Origin of the sequence: Collinsella tanakaei, from assembly GCF_016902615.1 — a bacterium.
Lineage (GTDB): Bacteria > Actinomycetota > Coriobacteriia > Coriobacteriales > Coriobacteriaceae > Collinsella > Collinsella tanakaei_A.
This window is the reverse complement of record NZ_JACJMB010000027.1, coordinates 1-19,077: the sequence shown is the minus strand read 5'-3', so window position 1 is coordinate 19,077 and position 19,077 is coordinate 1. Positions and strand designations below refer to the sequence as shown.

The 19,077-nt window shown below is 64.8% G+C and carries 15 protein-coding genes; 5 read left to right on the top strand and 10 right to left on the bottom strand.

The genetic code is table 11. The features are described 5' to 3' along the window. Nucleotides 1-38 precede the first annotated feature (38 nt). Together H6A21_RS08535 and H6A21_RS08530 are read right to left on the bottom strand one after the other, a co-directional pair. Complete coding sequence (locus tag H6A21_RS08535; protein ID WP_204562329.1) at nucleotides 39-938, bottom strand: LysR family transcriptional regulator; 900 nt, start codon at nucleotides 936-938, stop codon at nucleotides 39-41. A 46-nt stretch (nucleotides 939-984) separates the two neighbouring features. Beyond that, nucleotides 985-2,949, bottom strand: coding sequence for an aconitate hydratase (locus H6A21_RS08530; protein WP_204562328.1), 1,965 nt, complete (start codon nucleotides 2,947-2,949; stop codon nucleotides 985-987). 728 nt (nucleotides 2,950-3,677) lie between these two features. Between H6A21_RS08530 and H6A21_RS08525 the strand changes: the two genes are divergently transcribed. Then, nucleotides 3,678-4,469, top strand: a complete 792-nt coding sequence (locus tag H6A21_RS08525) for a hypothetical protein (RefSeq protein ID WP_204562327.1) — start codon at nucleotides 3,678-3,680, stop codon at nucleotides 4,467-4,469. Between the two features lie 224 nt (nucleotides 4,470-4,693). Here H6A21_RS08525 and H6A21_RS08520 read toward each other — a convergent pair whose 3' ends face one another. The 3 genes from H6A21_RS08520 to H6A21_RS08510 form a co-directional block, all read right to left on the bottom strand. Next, nucleotides 4,694-5,464: an amidohydrolase family protein gene (locus H6A21_RS08520; protein ID WP_204562326.1), complete on the bottom strand. Its 771-nt coding sequence runs from the start codon at nucleotides 5,462-5,464 to the stop codon at nucleotides 4,694-4,696. Between the two features lie 13 nt (nucleotides 5,465-5,477). Further along, nucleotides 5,478-6,782 (bottom strand): SLC13 family permease, encoded by a 1,305-nt coding sequence (locus tag H6A21_RS08515; RefSeq protein WP_204562325.1) that lies wholly within the window; start codon nucleotides 6,780-6,782, stop codon nucleotides 5,478-5,480. A 183-nt stretch (nucleotides 6,783-6,965) separates the two neighbouring features. Then, entirely contained in the window at nucleotides 6,966-9,248 is a 2,283-nt protein-coding gene (locus H6A21_RS08510; protein WP_204562324.1) for a hydratase, read from the bottom strand. A gap of 220 nt (nucleotides 9,249-9,468) precedes the next feature. Here H6A21_RS08510 and H6A21_RS08505 point away from each other — a divergent pair, with 220 nt between their 5' ends. Continuing rightward, nucleotides 9,469-10,401 carry a LysR family transcriptional regulator gene (locus H6A21_RS08505; RefSeq protein ID WP_204562323.1) on the top strand — a complete coding sequence of 311 codons (933 nt, stop codon included), beginning with the start codon at nucleotides 9,469-9,471 and terminating at the stop codon, nucleotides 10,399-10,401. A 473-nt stretch (nucleotides 10,402-10,874) separates the two neighbouring features. Here H6A21_RS08505 and H6A21_RS08500 read toward each other — a convergent pair whose 3' ends face one another. The 3 genes from H6A21_RS08500 to H6A21_RS08490 all read right to left on the bottom strand — a co-directional run bounded on the left by H6A21_RS08500 (nucleotide 10,875) and on the right by H6A21_RS08490 (nucleotide 13,448). Beyond that, entirely contained in the window at nucleotides 10,875-11,354 is a 480-nt protein-coding gene (locus H6A21_RS08500) for a YbaK/EbsC family protein (protein WP_204562322.1), read from the bottom strand. Nucleotides 11,355-11,471: 117 nt separating this feature from the next. Further along, nucleotides 11,472-12,488 carry a YdcF family protein gene (locus tag H6A21_RS08495; RefSeq protein ID WP_204562321.1) on the bottom strand — a complete coding sequence of 339 codons (1,017 nt, stop codon included), beginning with the start codon at nucleotides 12,486-12,488 and terminating at the stop codon, nucleotides 11,472-11,474. A 48-nt stretch (nucleotides 12,489-12,536) separates the two neighbouring features. Then, nucleotides 12,537-13,448, bottom strand: coding sequence for an alpha/beta hydrolase (locus H6A21_RS08490; RefSeq protein WP_204562320.1), 912 nt, complete (start codon nucleotides 13,446-13,448; stop codon nucleotides 12,537-12,539). A 359-nt stretch (nucleotides 13,449-13,807) separates the two neighbouring features. Here H6A21_RS08490 and H6A21_RS08485 point away from each other — a divergent pair, with 359 nt between their 5' ends. Both H6A21_RS08485 and H6A21_RS08480 read left to right on the top strand, forming a co-directional pair. Further along, nucleotides 13,808-14,368 carry a PTS sugar transporter subunit IIA gene (locus tag H6A21_RS08485; protein ID WP_204562319.1) on the top strand — a complete coding sequence of 187 codons (561 nt, stop codon included), beginning with the start codon at nucleotides 13,808-13,810 and terminating at the stop codon, nucleotides 14,366-14,368. 137 nt (nucleotides 14,369-14,505) lie between these two features. Then, nucleotides 14,506-15,636, top strand: coding sequence for an aldo/keto reductase (locus H6A21_RS08480; protein WP_204562318.1), 1,131 nt, complete (start codon nucleotides 14,506-14,508; stop codon nucleotides 15,634-15,636). A gap of 53 nt (nucleotides 15,637-15,689) precedes the next feature. Here H6A21_RS08480 and H6A21_RS08475 read toward each other — a convergent pair whose 3' ends face one another. Both H6A21_RS08475 and H6A21_RS08470 read right to left on the bottom strand, forming a co-directional pair. Beyond that, entirely contained in the window at nucleotides 15,690-17,042 is a 1,353-nt protein-coding gene (locus H6A21_RS08475) for an FtsX-like permease family protein (protein WP_204562317.1), read from the bottom strand. A gap of 159 nt (nucleotides 17,043-17,201) precedes the next feature. Then, complete coding sequence (locus tag H6A21_RS08470) at nucleotides 17,202-18,200, bottom strand: VanZ family protein (RefSeq protein ID WP_204562316.1); 999 nt, start codon at nucleotides 18,198-18,200, stop codon at nucleotides 17,202-17,204. Nucleotides 18,201-18,525: 325 nt separating this feature from the next. Here H6A21_RS08470 and H6A21_RS08465 point away from each other — a divergent pair, with 325 nt between their 5' ends. Then, nucleotides 18,526-18,924 (top strand): pyridoxamine 5'-phosphate oxidase family protein, encoded by a 399-nt coding sequence (locus H6A21_RS08465; protein ID WP_204562315.1) that lies wholly within the window; start codon nucleotides 18,526-18,528, stop codon nucleotides 18,922-18,924. Nucleotides 18,925-19,077 lie beyond the last annotated feature (153 nt).

Below are 19,077 nucleotides of genomic sequence, written 5' to 3'. Positions count from 1 at the left end.
AGCGGGCGACACGCGGACACCACGCGCGCTGGCAGCCCTCAGCCCTCCTGCGGACGCAGGATCGTCCCCTCGGGAATGCTCGCCGCTTCGCGCACATAGCGCACGAAGCTCTCCATGTGCGGCGGCAGCGCCGCCTTGGGATACAGGCACCACGTGCGGCGAACCACCGGCGAGCCGTCGGCGCGCACGAGCGGCGTCAGGCAGAGCCCGCGGTCGTTGACGAACTTCGCGGGCACGAAGCACAGGACGTACCCCTCGTCGCGGGCCACGAGCTCCCAGACGAAATCGATGAAGCCCACGCTCATGCCCGGCGGCATCTCGCACGAGAAGCGCTCGTGCCACCACGCGTCCAGAAGGCCGGTGGACTCGATGTTGGTGCGGAAATCGATGCGCGGCAGGTGGGGCAGGTCGGCCAAGTCAACCGGCTCGCGACTCACGAGATACGCCTGGGTGCAGTCGACCAGGATGCGCCGCGCCGGCCCCTCATGGTCGCCGCGCACGAACGCGACGTCGACATTGCCGTCGAGCAACATGCGCCAGAGCACATCGCTCTGCTCGTTCACCACCGTGAAGCGCACCTCGGGGTCGCCCACCTCGGCGTATCCCGAAAGCACGTCCCACAGGTTGTACTTGTTGAACGTGTAGGACGACCCGATGGTGATGGCCTTGCGCGTAGCGCGCCGCAGGTCCTCGAGCCCGCGCAGCGTCTGGTTCACGAGCTCGATGTGCTCCGCTGCGCGCTGGGCCAAATAGGTGCCCTCCGGCGTGAACGCCAACCCCTTGGGCGTACGGTCGGCGATGCGCACGCCCAGCTCGCGCTCGATATGCTGCAGGCGCTTGGTGAGCGTCGGCTGCGTCATAAAGAGCGATGCCGCGGCGCGCGACATATGGGGGTTCCGGAACAGCTCGTCGATGATCTCCCAATCAGAATCCCTCATGCGCCCCTCCTTCGGCATCGCCCTCAATCTATCACGTCATGCGGCGCTACGCCCCGGCTTCCTCCGCAGCGAGGCGCGCCTTCAGCAGGCGCAGCTGCCCGCCCGCGAGCACGACCTCGAGCTCCGCTTCGGACAGGTCGAGAGCCACGGTGAACTCGAAGTGGCGCGTGCGGTTTTTCGCCGTCACGCGACGCGTCGGGATCTGGTCGAGCAGCCCGTCGATCTCGAGCTCGTCTCCCAGCTCGATGGAGTCATAGGCCGCCGGGTCCTCGAACAGCATGGGGATGATACCGTGGTTGATGAGGTTGCCCTTGTGGATGCGCGCGATGCTCTTGGCGATCACGCAGCGCACGCCCAGATACATCGGGTTGATGGCCGCATGCTCGCGGCTCGAGCCCTGGCCGTAGTTCTCGCCCGCAACGATGATGGACTGCCCCATCGCGCGCGCCCGCTCGGCGAACTCGGGGTCATAGCGCATGTAGCAGTACTTCGACATGAGCGGAATGTTCGAGCGCATGCTCGAGAGCTCGGCAGATGCGGGTGTGATGTCGTCGGTCGAGATGTTGTCGCCGCCCTTGAGGGAAACGGGCGCGCACAGGTGCTGGGTCGGCTCGTCGGGAACCGGCAGGAACTTGATGTTGGGGCCGCGCACGATCTCGATTCGCTCGGCCTCCGCGGGCGGAAGCGGGGCGATGAGCAGGCTGTCGTCCACCGGGTAGCTTTCCGGCTCATGAATCGACGCCAGCCGGTCCACGCCATCGCCCAGGATGTCGCGCGCGGTCGCGAACGTGCCCAGGATGGCCGTCGCGGCGGCGCTCTCCGGACTCGTGAGGTAGATCTTGGCGTTCGGGCTGCCCGCGCGGCCGCGGAAGTTGCGGTTGGACGTGCGGACGGCGACGCCGTCGGTCGGCGGCGCCTGGCCGATGGCGCAGCACGGTCCGCAGGCGAACTCGAGCAGGCGCACCCCGGCATCAAGCAGCATGTCGATGTAGCCGTCGTGCAGAAGCTGCTTGTAGACCTGCTTCGACTGGATGGCGCACGTGCAGCTCACGTTCTCGTTCACATGGCGGCCGCGCATGACGAGCGCCACCTTGGCGATGTCCGCGTAGCTCGCGTTCGTGCAGCTGCCGATGAACACCTGCTGCACGGGCACCTTCTCCACCTCGGCCAGGGGCTTCACGTTATCGGGCAGGTGCGGGCAGGCCATAAGCGGCTCAAGCTCGGAGAGGTCGAGCTCGATGCGCTCGTCGTAGACGGCGTCCTTGTCGGGCAGAAGCTCCACGTACTGGTCCTCGCGCCCCTGAGCCGCCATAAAGCGGCGCACCTGCTCGTCTGCCGGAAAGATGCTCGTGGTGGCGCCCATCTCCGCACCCATGTTGGCGATGCTCGCGCGCTCGGGCACCTCGAGGGTCGCCACGCCCGGGCCCACGTACTCGAACGCGCGGCCGAGGCCGCCCTTCACGCCCACGCGGCGCAGCATCGCCAAAATGACGTCCTTGGCGTTCACGCCGGGCTTGAGAGAACCCGTCAGGTAGACCTGCACGACCTTGGGGCAGACAAGACGCATGGGCTGGCCCGCCATGGCCGTGGCGATATCCATGCCGCCGACACCGATGGCCAGCATGCCCACCGCACCGCTGTGAGGCGTGTGGGAATCGCCGCCGAGCAGCAGCTTGCCGGGAACGGCGAAGCGCGACACATGGATCGCGTGGCAGATGCCGTTGCCCGGACGAGAGACGTACACGCCGTAGCGCTTGGCGGCCGATTGCAGGTAGATGTGGTCGTCGGGCGTCTTGTTGTCGATATAGAGCAGGTTATGGTCGAGATTGGAGACCGACAGCTCCGTGCGCACGCGGTCAAGCCCCGTGGCCTCGAAGGCGAGGTAGGTCATGACCGCGTTGATGTCGTGCGTGAGCGTCTGGTCCACATGGAGCAAAATCTCCTCGCCGGGTTCCATCGTGCCCGAAACAAGATGCGAGGCGATGATCTTACGGATGAGTGATGATCCCATACAACGTACCTTTCTGCGATAGCGTCCCATCCTCATGGTGCACCGGGCGCATCCCGCACGCCAATTGAAAACGGGCATGCAATCATGCCGGTGCGGCATAAGCGCCAAGCACCGACGGCAACCGGCTCTGTCGCGGTCACCAACTTGCCAATAATCTCTCTAGCAGAGCCTCTAAGAGAGACTTTTGACAAGTTGGCTGCTTGCGCATCTTGGATCCGAAGGCGAATCGGGGCGCGCACAAGCCCCTGAGCCCGTTCGCATCTATATAGTTGCCGCTCGCCGAGTGCCGCACAGGCGCCTTCACAGCAAGGCAACGGCACCATAGCCGTGAACCTGTGCAGTTGGAAACCGGCAAGACCGCTGCTAGATTGCATCGGAACATTGTTGCCCCAGGCACCGTATCGTTGGCGCACGCGCGTGCATCCGAACGCACGCACACAGGCGAAAGGAGGCAGCATGGGACGATCAACTACACGAAGTGCAGCGCTGGATGAGATGTTCGACCAGGCAGAGAGGCTGCGCCAGTGCGCCCAGCCCACGTCCAGAAATGAGACGCAGGCGATGTACCGACGCGTGAAAGCGGGAGAGCTCATCCGCCCCGCACCCCACCTGTACGCGCGCGCCTCAACATGGAAGCGCCTGCCGAAAGACGAACGGAGCAGATGGGTCATCCGGACCATTGCGCGCAACCACCCCGGTACCTCTTTTGCCTGTACAGTGCCGCCGTCATGTACCGGCTCCCCGTCTCCTATCGCCATCTAGGGCACATCCATATCTGCACAGACAAGAGGCATCCAAGCGGAAGCAGCACGTGGATCATCCGCCACGCGTATCTCGACGATCCGGTCACGCGCGTCGAGGGCGTGCAGGTGACCTATCTTGTGCAGACGGTTGTGCACTGCATGCGAACCCTGCCGTTCCCCGACGCGCTCGCCCTCGCCGACGCCCTGCTCCGCAAGCTCAAGATTGAACGCCAGCTGCTCGAGGAGATGGTGACCGAGCTCGCCCGGGGCATGCCGGGCTATCGCCACGCCCTCAACGTGGCTTCGTATGCCGGCGGCAGAGCGGAGAGCGGCGGGGAGTCCATCGCGCGCGGCAAGATGATCGAGGCGAACCTCATGCCGAGCGACCTGCAGTTTGCCGTTCCCGATCCGCACGATGAGAAGGACACCTTCCGGGTTGACATCGTCTTCAAAATGCACGGAGGCTCGCTTGTGTTCGTTGAGGTGGACGGACGGGAGAAATACACGAACCCGAAGATGCTCGGCACCAAATCGACCAACGACGCCCTCATCGCCGAGCGCAATCGCGAGTCGCGCCTTTCCGCCTTAGGCATCCCGATCGTGCGATTCACCATGCAGGAGATCTGGACGCCCGGCGTCATCGAGGCGCGCCTCGCCGTCGTCGGCATCACGCCGGATACCCTTGCGCCAGGCGATTACCGCGACACCGCGCAGCAGCCTCCCCGCCCGGAGGATTACGTTGCGAGCCTGAACCAGCCTAAACCGCACCTCACCTGATGTAACGAGCTCCGCAGGCGCGCTTTGCCACCCACCGCGGACAACCAACTTGTCAAAAGTCTCGCTAACGGACCCCCTTAATGAAACTTTTGACAAGTTGGTCGCCTAGCCGGTTCGTGGCAAGCACGGCACCCTCGCCAGAAACGAAAAACCGCCCCGACGCGCTTGAGCGAGCGCAGCGGGGCGGAAGGGAAAAGGAGGCATATTTACCAGGCCGAGAAAAGCTACTTCTCTCCCAGGTACCATGTGACACCGTTGTCGCAGAGCACCTCCTGGGCGTGATCTCGACCGACCGCATCGCAGATCAGCTCGATGTCGTCAATATCGAAGCGCTTGCTTGCGCGCGTGGACGGCAAGTCGGATCCGAACATGAGCGCCTGCGGGTTTTCGGCATACAGCTCGGAGATCAACTTCGCCGCCTCCTCGCGGGTGTAGTCGATGCGACCGAACCCCGTCACGCGGACCGGCACGCCAGCAGCAACGAAACGCTTCAGAACGTCGGCACCACCCTTGCGCATACCGAGATGGTCGATAGAGACCCCGGGCATGCGCAGCACGAGCGCCACGAACTCATCATCCATCTGAGACGCGTCGAGATACAGCTCGGTCTTCCAATCGCACAGCTCCCGTACGCGACGCCCCTGCTCTTCAATCTCCTCGAGCGTGGCGGAAAGCCCGCGGAACAGGTTGAACCGAATCGCGCGGATGCCGAGCTCGTCGAGCTTGAGGATCTCCTCGTCGGGAGTGGCGGGATCGAGCTGGGTCACGCCGACGAAGCCCTCGCCGAGCTTGCCGAGCGCCCCGGCGAAATAGCTCTGGTCGAAGCCCTGGAACGACCCCGAGACCACCGCTCCGCCCACGGGCTCAACGCCCATGTCAGCAAGCTCGGCGCGATACTGCTCGACCGTGAAGAAGTCGGGCGTGAATCCCTGATTCACCACAAGCGGGTAGGCGGGATCGATGATATGGAAATGGCTGTCGAATACCTTGTACACGATTCCTCCGACCCTAGAAGATGAACATGAGAAGCACCGAGGCAACTGCCGCGAAAATCAAGCCGAGCGGCGTACCCTTGAACAGCAGCTCATTGTAGAACTTGTCCTGCTCCTCGCCTTCCAAGCCGCTGGATCCAAGCTGGAGGGAGCCGCCCGTCGAGAACGGGGCGATGGAGGTGGACTGCGCGCCGATGATGATAGCGACGGCGAACAGTGACGGGCTCATACCGGTCGCTGCCACGAAACCCGGAATCATCGGGAACATGAGCGGAGCGACCACGCCCAGCGTAGAGCTGAAGATGGACATGATGCCGGCGATGACGCACACGGCGATGGGCACGAGCGGCGTCGGAATCATGTTGATGAGACCGGCGAGCATATCGATCGTGCCGGCTTGGACGGCCACCTCGACGAGCATGCCGACACCGCCGACCAGCCAGATGGTGTCCCACGGAACCTTTTGGAACACAGGCTTGGGGTCGTCAACGAGCTTGACCAGGTAGCCGACGATGGCCATCACGAGTGCGACCAGAGTAACGTCGACGCGGTCGCACGCATCCACGAACCAGGTGACATCGGAAAAGACATTGCTCAGGATGGGTGCTCCCAGCACGATGAGCATCATGATGAAAATGAGCGCGAGGTTGAGCTTCTGCTTGCCCGTGAAGGGCTCGGGCTTCTCGATGCGCAAATCGCTCGACTTGCCGCGGTTGTTGCGCATGTCGATGAAGCACAGGACGCCGATGACGACAATCGGATAGATAAACGAGACGGCGAAGATGTTCGTCGTGATGGTGCCAGCCTGATCGGCGAGGCTATCAACCTGGCTGAGCAGCGAGTTGAACAGCACACCGTGCGCGCTGACCATGAAGTTCGCACCGGACAGGGCACCAAGCGAGACGGCCATGGCAGCATAGAGACGGTTCATGTTGGAGTTGCGGCACAGCACCATGCCGATGGCACCCATGACGGCAACGGACGTGAAGAACGCGGCGCCGAGACCGGACACGAGAGCCGTCACGAAATACAGGATAAGCGGCAGAAACTTCTCGAAATTGCGAAAGCGGTACAGTAGCACGTTCGCAACCTTCTCCAGCGTACCGTTGACCACGGCGAAGTTGAAGAAAAGGGAAATCGAGAAGATGACCATGAATAGATCGGTCGGCCAAGCCGCCAACAAATCGTCGACGGACATGCCCAATACGAAGCATCCGATGAGATACGCAAATGCTCCTGCAATCAGACCGGTGTTGATGTTAAATATCTCACCGAGGGCGATTGCCAAGATGATGGCCAGGATTACCAGCACAGATTCCATTGTTTTCCTCCTCATAAACGATGGATCTCTGAACCTATGTCTTTCTTTAGGGCAATCACCCCCTCATTCGTATGCGGGCGGAACACCGCGTGGAACCAGGCTCCGCCCGCATGCACCTCTAGCGTTATCTGCAAATAGTCGAGGCTTGCCGCCGGCGCGCTGTCGCGCATGGCAAGCGGATTGCTAGCGCTCTTTGCGGTTGAAGTTGATGAGGCAGCCGTCGAGCACGATCTGACGCTCGCTGTCGGTCATGGGCGCCACATAGAGCGCCATGGTGCCCGCCACCCTGCCGTCGCGGATGATGTGGCCGCAGAACTCGCTCGCGCCGGACGCGATCGCTTCGCGCACACCGGGCACGTAGACGAAGTCACCAACCTCAAACGCGGGCTCGTCTTCGGACTGAAACGGAATCATGCCCCAGTTCATGACGTTGGAGCGGTAACGCTTCGTGGCGTACTGCCTCGTGATGTTTGCAAGGCCGCCGAGCACGCGCTGGCAGCTCGCCGCCTGCTCGCGCGCCGACCCGTCGCCCGGCTTGATGGCGTACACCACGGAGCCGATCTCGACGTTCTCGGCAGACGCATCGGGCGTGACGGTACGGATGGCGTCGAAGACCTGCGCAAGCTCTGCGGGCACCTTCCCGTCGAGGCGCTCGCCCTCGAGAGCGGCCGTCTTCTTCGCACGACCGACGTAGCCCGGATCGCGACGGGACAGCGTGAACTCCGCCAGACCGAGCGGGTTGGAGCGGTACGACGAGGTCTCGCCGGAGGGGATGAGCTCGTCGGTGGTGGTCACCGGGTCGAGGATCTTCGAGCACACCTGTAGCAGCACGTTCTCGCCCAGAGGCTCCATCTCGGGCCAGTCCTTAATGTTCGGGCCGTACACGAGCGGATCCTCCTCCTTGGCAGCAGAGAACCCGTTGAACACACGGTGCTCGTAGGAAGACGGATCGAAGGTGTGCTCGGGCACATCGCCCCAGCAATCGAGCGTCTCGGCGCTGGTCAGCACGCCGCCGTTAGCGGCAGTGGCCGCGATGGAGCGCGCGTCCATGAGGGCAACGGCGCTCATCTGACCCTGGCCGGGCTTGGAGCCCTCGCGGTTGGGGAAGTTGCGCGTGGTGTGACGGATGGCCAGCGTGTTGTTCGCGGGCGTGTCGCCAGCGCCGAAGCACGGGCCGCAGAACGCCGTACGGATGATGGCGCCCGCCTGCATGAGGTCAAAGATGGCGCCCTTCTTGACCAGATCGGCGAAGACCGGCTGGGAGGACGGGTAGACCGACAGCGCGAACTCGCCGTCGCCGCAGCTCTTGCCGCGCAGGGCGTGCGCCGCTTCGATGACGTTCGTGTAGTTGCCGCCCGCGCAGCCGGCGATGGTGCCCTGCTGCACGTGCAGGCCGCGCGCGTCCACCTTGCCACGCAGGTCGAGCGAGCCGGTGCGCCCAGAGATCTCGTCGGCACGCTTCTCGACGGTCGCCAAGATGTCATCCAGGTTGGCGTTGAGTTCGTCGATGGTGTAGACGTTCGAGGGGTGGAACGGTAGAGCGATCATGGGGCGAATCTTGGAGAGGTCCACGCGCACGCAGCCGTCGTAGTAGGCGATTTCCGCCGGATCGAGCTGCTTGAAATCCTCAGCGCGACCGTGGTCGGCAAGGAACCTCTTCGTATCCTCATCGGTGCGCCAGATGGAGGACAGGCAGGTGGTCTCAGTCGTCATGACGTCGACGCCGTTGCGGAAGTCGGTCGTCATGGTGGCGACGCCCGGGCCAACGAACTCCATGACCTTGTTCTTCACGTAACCGCGCTCGAACACCGCGCCGATGATGGTGAGCGCGATGTCCTGGGGTCCCACGTAGGGCGCCGGCTTCCCCTCGAGATAGATGGCGACGACCTCCGGCGTGGCAACGTCATAGGTCTGGCCGAGCAGCTGCTTCACGAGCTCACCGCCGCCCTCACCGATGGCCATGGTGCCCAGTGCGCCGTAGCGCGTGTGGGAGTCGGAGCCCAGGATCATCTTGCCGCCGCCGGCCATCATCTCGCGCATGTACTGGTGAATGACGGCGATGTGCGGGGGCACGTAGATGCCGCCGTAGTGCTTGGCGGCAGACAGACCGAAGAGGTGATCGTCCTCGTTAATGGTGCCGCCGACCGCGCACAGCGAGTTGTGGCAGCACGTGAGCACGTACGGAATCGGGAATTTCGTAAGACCCGAGGCCTTCGCGGTCTGGACGATTCCCACGTAGGTGATGTCGTGGCTCGTCAGGGCATCGAACTTCACTTTCAGGCTACTCTCGTCGCCCGACGTGTTGTGCGCCTGCATAATGCCGTAGGCGATCGTGCCACGACGCGCCGACTCGGGTGTGACCTCGCATCCTTTCGCCTGCTTGACAGCATCGACCTCGGCTTCAGGAACGACGATCTCCCCGTCAACGAGATACACGCCGCCCTCGTACAGCTTCACTGCATCCATAGGCCCTCCCTGAGATTGAAATGAAACTTGTCCTCAGGGATGATTATTCGCTCGACGGAGCTATACGACAAATACTTTGATTTGATAGAAGCTATATTGTTTTTCCTATATATCAAGTAAGCGCTTGTCATATGATGTGATGCGAGAGGACTCGACGTGCAATGGCCCGCAGGGGATCACAGCGTATCGAGCGAAACGGCATACGACATAAGGGGCGTCCATGAACGACCGCGAGCTCATCTACGTCAAGACCATCGCCGAGGAGCACAGCGTCTCCGCAGCCGCCCGCAAGCTCTTTATCGCGCAACCGTCGCTTTCCCAATCGCTCAGCCGCATTGAGGACAGCCTGGGGACGAAGCTGTTCGACCGCACGACGCACGGCCTGCAGCTCACCTCCGCAGGCAAGAAATACCTGCAGATGGCGAACCAGGTGCTCAAGCTCTACGACGACCTCAAGACCGAGCTGCACGATGCCGACGCGCTTAAGACCGGCTCGGTTACGTTCGGCATCACGCGCATCCTGGGGCGCATCCTACTGCCCGAAGTGCTTCCCGCCTTCTGTTCGACCTACCCGAACATCAAGATCCGCATCGTAGAGGGCAACTCCAAGGAGCTCGACCGCGCGCTCACCGCCTGTGAGATAGGCTTTGCGGTCATGCACCGGCTGCCTGAAAACGTCAACAACCATATCGACTACAACGTGCTGTGGGACGATCCGTTCGTCGTGACCGTCGGCGCAAACAGCCCCCTGCTCGAGCGGGCAGTCGCCACCGCTCGCTACCCTCACCCCTACATCGACATTCACGATCTTGCGGACCAACCGCTCCTCACCGTCCCCTATGGCCAGCGCATCCGCCAGGTGCTCGACCTCATGTTCATGCGAGCACGCGTACGGCCGAACATCATGCTGGAAACACGCGACTACTCGACAGTTCAGTGCATGGCGGCGCGAGGCATCGGCTACACCATCGGCCCGCAGAGCTACACCCCCGTCGCCAACCTCCCTGACAGCGCGCGCTTCCTGTCGCTCGACACAAACCTCAACGCCATGTGGCATCTGTGCCTCGCAACGTTTCGCAACGGCACGCTCTCGCGCGCGGACAGCGTGCTCGCATCGTACTTCAAAGACGCCATCGAACGAATCATCGCTTAAATGCTGTTGCGCTGAGCGCCAGGCGGCTACCAGCCGGCGCGTACGCGCTCGATGCGCGCAAGCTCGCCGGCGACCAGCTCACCGAGCTGCTCGCATGCCCGCTCGATCGTGGCCTGGTTCTCCGCGTCCATGATGCCTCCTGTCCTCGAGACCGCTATCGGTCTGATCCGTAGCTCCATGGTGCATCAGACGCGCAGGTCAATCCAATTGAAAGCCCGCATGGCATCATGCCGCTTCGGCATAGGGTGCGGCGGTGCCCGTTGCGTGCGATGCAGGCGCGCCACGAGCCCCCGGCAACGGCCAACTTGCCAAGATGTCTCGCTAAGGGGATGCGGACAAAAAGCTGGACGCCGGGAGGGCGCCCGGACGGGAAGTCATTAACGAGACGTTTGGCAAGTTGGCCGCATGACTTCACGGGCAAGCGGCGTACACGCAAAGCCACGAGAGCGGGCGCCGCGCGGCAGCCGCAGTCCCTACTCCTCGAGGCGCCAGCCGCGGCAGACATCGACCCAGCCCTCGGCGCACGTCGCACGCTCGAGCTCGGGGATGGCCAGGCGCACGCCGCTGTGGTCGTCACCGCAGGCGGGATACACGACGTCGAAACGGCGCAGCGACTCATCGAGGTACACCTGCGCGCCCGGCTTGGCGCCGAAGGGGCACACGCCGCCCGGCGCATGGCCCACCAGCTCCTCGACCGCGTCACCCGGAATCATTTTCGCCTTGGTATGGAAGCGCGCTTTGAACATGCTGTTGTTCACGCGCGCGTCGCCGGCGCACAGGATCAGAACCGGCGCATCGTCCACCAGAAACGCCATCGTCTTGGCGATGTGCGCAGGCGCGCAGCCGAGCGCGCGGGCGGCCTGCTCGACCGTCGAACTCGGCGCCTCGGTCGCGATCACGCGGTCCCCGAGCCCGATGCTATCCAGATACGCCTTTGCCACCTGAAACGACATGCTGTACGCCCTCCTGACGCTTATCCGACAACGCTCACCATTGTGGCCCATCCGCCCGGTCGCGCAACCATCCGGGGCCGCCGGAAACGTCCCCGTTACGCCGTGACGCTTTCGCGCCTACAGCAGCAGCGTGCCCACCAGCCAGATCAGCGCTACGTAGCCGATCTGGCGCGGGTACTCAAGAAACACCGCCCCGTACTCGCGCGCAAAGGAACGAAGCCAGGTGGCGAGGCGCGTGGGCGCCGCCACGACCTCGGCATCCAGCCCCAGCCGGCACGCGAGCGCCGCGCAGCGAAACGCATGGAACTCGCTTGTGATAAGGGCGAAGCGCCCTGGCGCGCCCGCGCTCAGGCGCTCGACGACGGCACGGGAGAACACAAGGTTCTCGAGAGTGGTCGTCGAGCGGTCCTCCATGATGACGGCATCGGCCGGAACGCCGCGCTCCAGCAGGTAGCCGCGCATGGCGGCAGCCTCTGACACCTCATCGCAGGCGCCGGTGCCACCCGATACGATGAACACGCCGCGGCGACCCTGCCGCTCCCACAGCGCCAAGGCGGCGTCGAGCCGGCTCGCCAGAATCGGCGAAGGCACGGCGCCATCGGGTTTCGCGCCGTGAACGACGAGAAAGGAGAAGGGGCGGCGCACGTCCGCGCGCGCGGACGAAAAGAGCACGCGGTACGCTGCGGATGCCGCCACGAATGCGAGCAGTCCGAACGAGAGCCAAAGCGCGAGATACGCGAGCAGGTTGACAAGCTCCGCCACAGCTGCGGGGACGTCGGCGGCACCCTCCAGAGCGACGGCTGCCACCTGCAGCACGACGACCACGGCGGCGGCACCCACCTGGGCGGCCGCGGCACCAGCGACCCTGCGGCACCGCACGACGCCCGCCGCGGCACCGGCCACCAGCAGCGCCGAGGCGGCCCCGATGATGGCGACGGCAACCGGCGAGGCCGCGGGCGCCAGCGCATCCGGCCCCAGCACGCCAGAGGCGAGCGAGACGCCGGCGAACAGCGCAAGCAGGCTTGCCGGCGCTATGCGCGGACACGCGGGCGTACCCGCGCGAAACGACCAGATGAGCGCGACGGCGCCTGCGAGCATGAGCGCCCCCGCCGCCGCATGGAGCACATCGCCCATGCCCTACCTCCAGATCCCGAAGCAACAGCTGCCGGCGACGCGCCGCCGTTACGCCTCCACGATGCCCTGACGCACGAGGAAGTCGAACGCGAGGTCGACCCAAGCGGACACCGCCCGCTGCTCATCGGCGTTGTCGGCGCGCGTGTTCGCATTCGCCACGGACAGGCCGTGCCCGCCGCGGTCGAACACGTGCACCTCATGCGTCACGCCCTCGCGCGCCATGGCGGCGGCGAAGTCGTAGACCTGCGCGATCGGGCAGGTGCGGTCGTCGGCCGCGCCCCAGACGAACGTCGGCGGCATGTCGCGGCTCACGTGCGTCGTCGGGCACACCTCGGCCATACGCTCGTCGGTGGCCTCACCGCCCATCACGAGCGCGAAATAGTCGTTCAGAAGGTCACGGCCCGTCTTGCCGCCCGTCTTGGGCACGCGCAGATCGATACGCGGGTCGCGCGTCTGCTCGGCACGGATGATGCGGAAGTCGAGCACCGGGTACGCGAGAACGACCGCGTCGGGACGCGTGTACTCGAGGCGCTCGCCGGCGAGCGCGGCAAACGAGCCGCTCCTCCACTGCGCGGCCAGCGAGGCGCAGATAAAGCCGCCCGCCGAGAAACCGACGACGACCACGCGCTCGGGATCGACATGCCACTCCTTCGCGTTCACGCGCACGCAGGCGACCATCTTGGCGAGGTCGGCCTCCGGGTGCGGAAACGACACGTCGCCCGTGGAGCTCGTCACGTAGTTGAGCACGAACGCCTGGAAACCGCGGTTCAGAAACTCGAAGGCCACCGGCTCCTGCTCGTGCGGCGAGATGCTCGTGAAGCTGCCGCCGCCGCAGATGATGACCGCGGGGCGCAGATGGTCATGGCGCGCCGGAACCGGCTCGGCCAGGTATGCGGTATAGGTCGCCGGGTACTCCTCGGTGACGTCGTCTGCCCACAGGGCATGCTGCTCGATAATCATGGTGCACCTCTCTGCTGCGATATAGGCTTCATTCGATCGGCATGGCGCGCGGGCGCATGCGGCACCCCGCCGCTGCGCGCCACCGGCACCATACCCGTGTGCTGCTCACCAATGTATATCAGCTCGCAGCGGCGCACGGCAACTCCAGAGTCTCCACATGCGCCAACGAGACGGAGGCGGCCGCAAGGCGTGCGGACCGGCCGAATCGGAGGCGTTTCTGCTGGTCCGCACCAGTTGCAACTATTTGTGGAACACCCGTCATGATAGGCGGCAGACACCGCCCGCGCCCCCAGCTTCGCTATCATGGGCATAACGGCGGACATGATGCCCGCACCCTGTATGAGCCCAAGGAGGCCCCTATGAACCTGTTGGAAAAGATCCGGCACTCGTTCTTCTCCCCCAGCGAGAACGACGCCCCTGAGCCCGCGTCGTTCGCCACGCGCCCCGACACCGTCTACGCGCCCATCTCCGGCGTGCTCGTGAGCGTCCAGGAGATCAACGACGAGGTCATCTCCTCCGGTCTGCTCGGTGAGGGATACGGCATCGTCCCCGTCGGCAACACCATCTACGCGCCCGCGAACGGCCGCGTGAGCACGGTCACCGTCACGAACCACGCCGTCGGCATCCTGACCGACACGGGCATCGAGGTCCTCATCCATGTAGGCATCGACACCGTGAAGATGGAGGGTAAGGGCTTCGTGCGCCACGTCGAGGCGAACGACATCGTGACCGCCGGCACTCCGCTGCTCTCGTTCAACCCCGAGACCATCAAGTCCGCCGGCCACGACGACATGGTGACGGTCGTCATCTCCAACCCGCAGGCGTTCACAAAGATCAGCCATGTCGCGGCGTCGAACACCATGGTCGGCGGTCGCCCGCTCGTCAAGATCGGCGACCCGCTGCTGGTCACCCGGAAGTAGCAGCTCCGCCGCAAGCATCATGCGCATGCCGAAGCCGCCCGCACGCCGGGCGGCTTTTTGGTCTGGCGGGGGCGTCCTCATCGGGGACGCCCAAAGCGCCATAATAGAGCTGCAAACCACGCACAGAGGGGGCATCCATGGCAGACTACACGCTGGACAGCATCGGCAAACTCGGCTTCGGCCTCATGCGCCTGCCGAAAATCGGCGAGGACATCGACATCGAGCAGACCAAGCAGATGGTCGACATGTTCCTCGACGCCGGCTTCACCTACTTCGATACCGCCTGGGCCTACAAGGGCAGCGAGGACGCCATCCGTCAGGCGCTCGTCGAGCGGCACCCGCGCGAGAGCTACCAGCTCGCCACCAAGTGCGCCGCCTGGATCGACTGCGCCACGCGCGATGATGCCATCGCCCAGTTCCAGACCTCGCTCGAACGCACCGGTGCGGGCTACTTCGACTTCTACCTGCTCCACAACCTCGGCGAGCACCGCACGGAGAAGTTCGACGAGTTCGGCCTGTGGGATTGGATCTTGGAGCAGAAGGCGGCGGGCACCATCAAGCACGCGGGCTTCAGCTTCCACTCCACCCCTGAAGAGCTCGACGCGCTGCTCACCGCGCATCCCGAGATGGAGTTCGTGCAGCTGCAAATCAACTACGCCGACTGGGAGAACCCCTCGGTGCAGTCGCGCGGCTGCTACGAGGTGGCGCGCGCCCACCACAAGCCCGTCATCATCATGGAGCCCGTCAAGGGCGGCATGCTGGCGAACCCGCCCGCGAGCGTGGCCGCGGTCCTGCGCGAGGCGGAGCCCGACTCATCGGCCGCGAGCTGGGCGATCCGTTTCGCCGCGAGCCTGCCGGGCGTCATCACCGTACTCTCCGGCATGAGCAGCAAAGAGCAGATGGCGGACAACCTGTCGTACATGAGGGACTTCACCGGCCTGTCCGACGCCGAGCGCGCAACGCTCGACCGTGCGCGCGAGGAGCTCGCGAAGATCCCGCTCATCCCCTGCACCGCGTGCAACTACTGCGCAAAGGTCTGCCCCATGGGCATCGGCATCTCGGGCACCTTCATGGCCATGAACATGCTCACGCTCTACGGTGACCTCAAGAAGGCGCAGGATGAGGAGGAGTGGCTCGTCGGCAAGCACGACCATGTCCGCGCCACGTCCTGCATCGGCTGCGGCGCCTGCGAACAGGCCTGCCCGCAGCACATCAAGATTCCCGATGAGCTCGCGCGCTGCGTGGAGGCGCTCGGCATCCAGGCATAATTCTGCGGGCGTCCTCGTCCGGGACGAGGGCGCCCCGCCTGACTCGAAATCGGCTAGACCGGAAGCGTCCGCTCGCTCGCCTTGCAGGTAGCGGCGCCGTAAGCTGCAAGCACGGCCACAGTCAGCGCCACCGTCGCGCCCGCGAACACCAGGAAGCCCTCGGAGGCAAACATGATGGAGAGGACGCCGATGAGCGCAAACCCGAACACGCAGTGCAGGCAGGCCATCGCCGCCGGCGTGATGAAGCTCGCCGCGACCTGCGCGCGAATCGACCCGTAGATGTCACACCGGTCGACACCGAGACGCCCCAGTGCCCGATAGGCCGCCTGCGCGTCGGATGCCTGCGAGAGCTGCTGGAGCGCGAGCACGGCCGCCGCGGCGACGAGAAACGTCGCACCGTAGAACACGCATGCGTACGCGAGGGGCGCGAGCGCCCACGCATCCTGCAGAAGGTCGCCCGCACGCAAGCCCACGCTGAAGACGAGTCCTGCCACGATCATGCACATGCCCGCAGCGAGCAGCACGCACGTCGCGGCAAGCGCCGCGCAGCCGCTCTCGATGCGGGCCTCGACCTGGCGCACCGTGAACGGCACGAGGCCGCGAAAGTAGCGCGCCGGCTTGGCGCGCAGGCGCGCGGGGATGCGCGCGGCCAGCACGCGGAACGCGAAGTACGTCCCGCCCAGCGCCACAAACCCGCACGGGATGATGAACACGATGAAATAGCCGGGGGCGAGCAGGCAGACGCCCCAGACCGCCGCGAGCAGCACCAGGGTCAGCAGGCTCTGCGTGGCCAGCGCGCCCCGCCCCGCCAGGCGCTGCACCTCGGGCGCTCGCGGGGACGCCATGAGCTCCACGAGCGGTCGGCGCGCCACACTGCGAACCGCCCGAATCGCCGCGACGGCCGTGATGGCCGCGAACGCGACGGCACTCGCGGCAGCAGAGGCAGGCGAAAACGTGAACACCGGCCTCCACGGCACACCGAACACGAAGGCCGCCACGAGGCCGAACAGCGGCGATAGCACGCACCCGAGCGCGATACCGCAAGCAAGCGAGGCCACCCCCACCATGCCGCTTTCGGCTGCCAGCACGACGGAGACGCGCGCGGGCCCCATGCCCAGCAGCGCGTAGAGGCCGAACTCGCGCTTGCGCCGCCTCACGAGAAAGACGTTCGCGTAGCCGACGAGAAACGCGAAGATCACGACGATGAACACCGCGAAGGCCGTGAGCACCTCGCTGGATTTCGCGTAGTACATGCGCTGCTCGGCGGTCAGGTCGAGCGCAAGCAGATAATCGGTCGATGCCAGAAACGAATACAGCAGGCACGCGGCGAACGCGAGCGTCATGAAGTAGACGGAGAAGTCGCGGGCGCTGCGCCGCACATTGCCCCATGCGAGCCGAAACAGCATACGGTCCCCTTTCGAACCCGAGTCGTATGTCTCGACCCTATGGTTCCAAAACGGGCACGAAGATGTCTTACGGGCGGCTTACGATTGCGTCGCCCAACCTAACGATTCCGTAATGGAGACGGGGTTGCGGGGTGTCCTCATCGGGGACGCGCTCCTCTATTACAGGAAGTCGTAGGGCATGTGGCGCGTGATGATGAAGAAGAGCGCGAGCATGGGCAGGGCGAAGGGATAGTAGAACCACGCCGCACCCAACACGACGAGGCGCACCACGTAGAACACCGCGCGGCGCGCGCCCGTGCGCAGCTTCGTCTCGCAGCTCATGCGCACGAACCCGCCGCCCGGCGTCGATCCGCCATGCAGTGCCGGAAGCAGCCCCTCCACGAGCGCGAAGGAGGCAAACGCCACGGTCGCCGACCACGACTCGTCGGCAAGAAACGCGAGTTCGGGGGTGTTGCGCAGCACGAGGCCGATCGCGCCGCACGCAACCGTGGTGATAAGCCCCACGAGCAGCATGTCGAGCCAAAACGCAACGGAGCGGCGGACGAACCCCGGTTTGTGGGTGATGTCGTCGGCATCGGCAAGCGCGCCGGGCGGCAGGATCGCCGAGAGCGCCGCGGCGCACAGCCAGCCGAGCGCAGCGCCCGTCGTGTTGTAGATGACATCGTCCACATCGCACGTGCGATACGCATACGCATAGACACCGAACAGGCCCGTCCCCTGCGCAAGCTCGATCAGGCATGACGTGAGAAAACCAACCAGCACCGACGGGATGAAGCCCCAGCGCAAAAGCCTGCCCGCGATGAAGCCGAGCGGTATGAAGAACACGACGTTGAAGGCGATCTGCGGCAGAATCGAGATGCCCTCGCGCGCGAAATCGCGCAGCGGCTCCAGCGGGTCGAGCTGCCAGGGCACACCGTAGGTGAACCCCAGCCCGGTGCTGCCGTCGGGAAGCGGATAGAGCGTGAAGCAGCCGAGACCCAAGATGTAGAGTACGGCCAGGTACGTGGACACCACCGACACGAACTTCAACCTGCCGTCGCGATGGTAGAGGTACGCAAGGATCGGCAGGGTGAGCACAAGCGACGCCGCCGGCCAAAGCGTCAGCGCCACGAGGAAGTTGTCCGTGTATCCGGCGAGGAACCGTTTGATGAGATGCATAGCCACCTTCTCGGTCGATATCGCAACGAGCGGCAGGCCCATTGGGCACCGCGCACCGCTATTGTGCCTACCCGCGCGCCCGCGTGCCATCGATATTGCTTACATTCTCATGACATCACCGTAAGGTTCACGCCCGGAGCGTGCGGGCGGCCGAGGGGCGCGTCGGCTTCGTCGCGGGCGCTCACCGGCGGTTGACACATGGAACCGTTCCCATATACGGCAGGCGCCCACCAGCCGCCGCTGGTCGATTGACCCGTTGCGCGAACGGGGCGCCACCGAGTACAAGAGAAGTGTATGTGCCACCGGCCAACGCGAAGGGAGAAGCATGGACGAAGTATTGGCGTACCTGAAGAACAACTCGACGTATTTCTTGGCGACAATGGGCAGCGAGGGCGACCCGCATGTCCGCCCGTTCGGAACGATCACCAAGTTCGAGGGGAAGCTCTACATCCAGACCGGCAAGGTCAAGTCGGTGTCCGACCAGATGCTCGCGCACCCGCGTGTCGCGATCTGCGCGACGGGCAAGGACGGCACGTGGATGCGCCTTGCCGCCGACGCCGTGCTCGATGACCGTCTCGAGGCTCGCCAGGCCGTGCTCGGCGAGTATCCGGACCTGCAGGGCATGTACGCCGCCGACGACGGCAACTGCGAGGTCTTCGCGCTCGAGAACGTCACCGCGACGTTCTACTCCTTCACGACCGAGCCCCGCACGGTCACGTTCTAGCACATATTCGACAGCAAGCAGCCCTCTCAGGCCGTCGCCTCCCCGCGGCGGCCTTTTGCTGTGCTGTGCGGGTGTCCTCATCCGGGACGGGGTGGTTTGGTGCCGCTCTGCGCCCGGCCGGGCGCAGAGCGGCACCAAACCACCCCCTCCCGG

Bases quoted from the DNA above. Each gene is read 5' to 3' on its own strand.
- H6A21_RS08515 (WP_204562325.1), bottom strand. From the start codon at position 6,782: ATGGAATCTGTGCTGGTAATCCTGGCCATCATCTTGGCAATCGCCCTC.
- H6A21_RS08525 (WP_204562327.1), top strand. From the start codon at position 3,678: ATGTACCGGCTCCCCGTCTCCTATCGCCATCTAGGGCACATCCATATC.
- H6A21_RS08490 (WP_204562320.1), bottom strand. From the start codon at position 13,448: ATGATTATCGAGCAGCATGCCCTGTGGGCAGACGACGTCACCGAGGAG.
- H6A21_RS08470 (WP_204562316.1), bottom strand. From the start codon at position 18,200: ATGCATCTCATCAAACGGTTCCTCGCCGGATACACGGACAACTTCCTC.
- H6A21_RS08510 (WP_204562324.1), bottom strand. From the start codon at position 9,248: ATGGATGCAGTGAAGCTGTACGAGGGCGGCGTGTATCTCGTTGACGGG.
- H6A21_RS08500 (WP_204562322.1), bottom strand. From the start codon at position 11,354: ATGTCGTTTCAGGTGGCAAAGGCGTATCTGGATAGCATCGGGCTCGGG.
- H6A21_RS08465 (WP_204562315.1), top strand. From the start codon at position 18,526: ATGGACGAAGTATTGGCGTACCTGAAGAACAACTCGACGTATTTCTTG.
- H6A21_RS08485 (WP_204562319.1), top strand. From the start codon at position 13,808: ATGAACCTGTTGGAAAAGATCCGGCACTCGTTCTTCTCCCCCAGCGAG.
- H6A21_RS08535 (WP_204562329.1), bottom strand. From the start codon at position 938: ATGAGGGATTCTGATTGGGAGATCATCGACGAGCTGTTCCGGAACCCC.
- H6A21_RS08505 (WP_204562323.1), top strand. From the start codon at position 9,469: ATGAACGACCGCGAGCTCATCTACGTCAAGACCATCGCCGAGGAGCAC.
- H6A21_RS08480 (WP_204562318.1), top strand. From the start codon at position 14,506: ATGGCAGACTACACGCTGGACAGCATCGGCAAACTCGGCTTCGGCCTC.
- H6A21_RS08495 (WP_204562321.1), bottom strand. From the start codon at position 12,488: ATGGGCGATGTGCTCCATGCGGCGGCGGGGGCGCTCATGCTCGCAGGC.
- H6A21_RS08475 (WP_204562317.1), bottom strand. From the start codon at position 17,042: ATGCTGTTTCGGCTCGCATGGGGCAATGTGCGGCGCAGCGCCCGCGAC.
- H6A21_RS08530 (WP_204562328.1), bottom strand. From the start codon at position 2,949: ATGGGATCATCACTCATCCGTAAGATCATCGCCTCGCATCTTGTTTCG.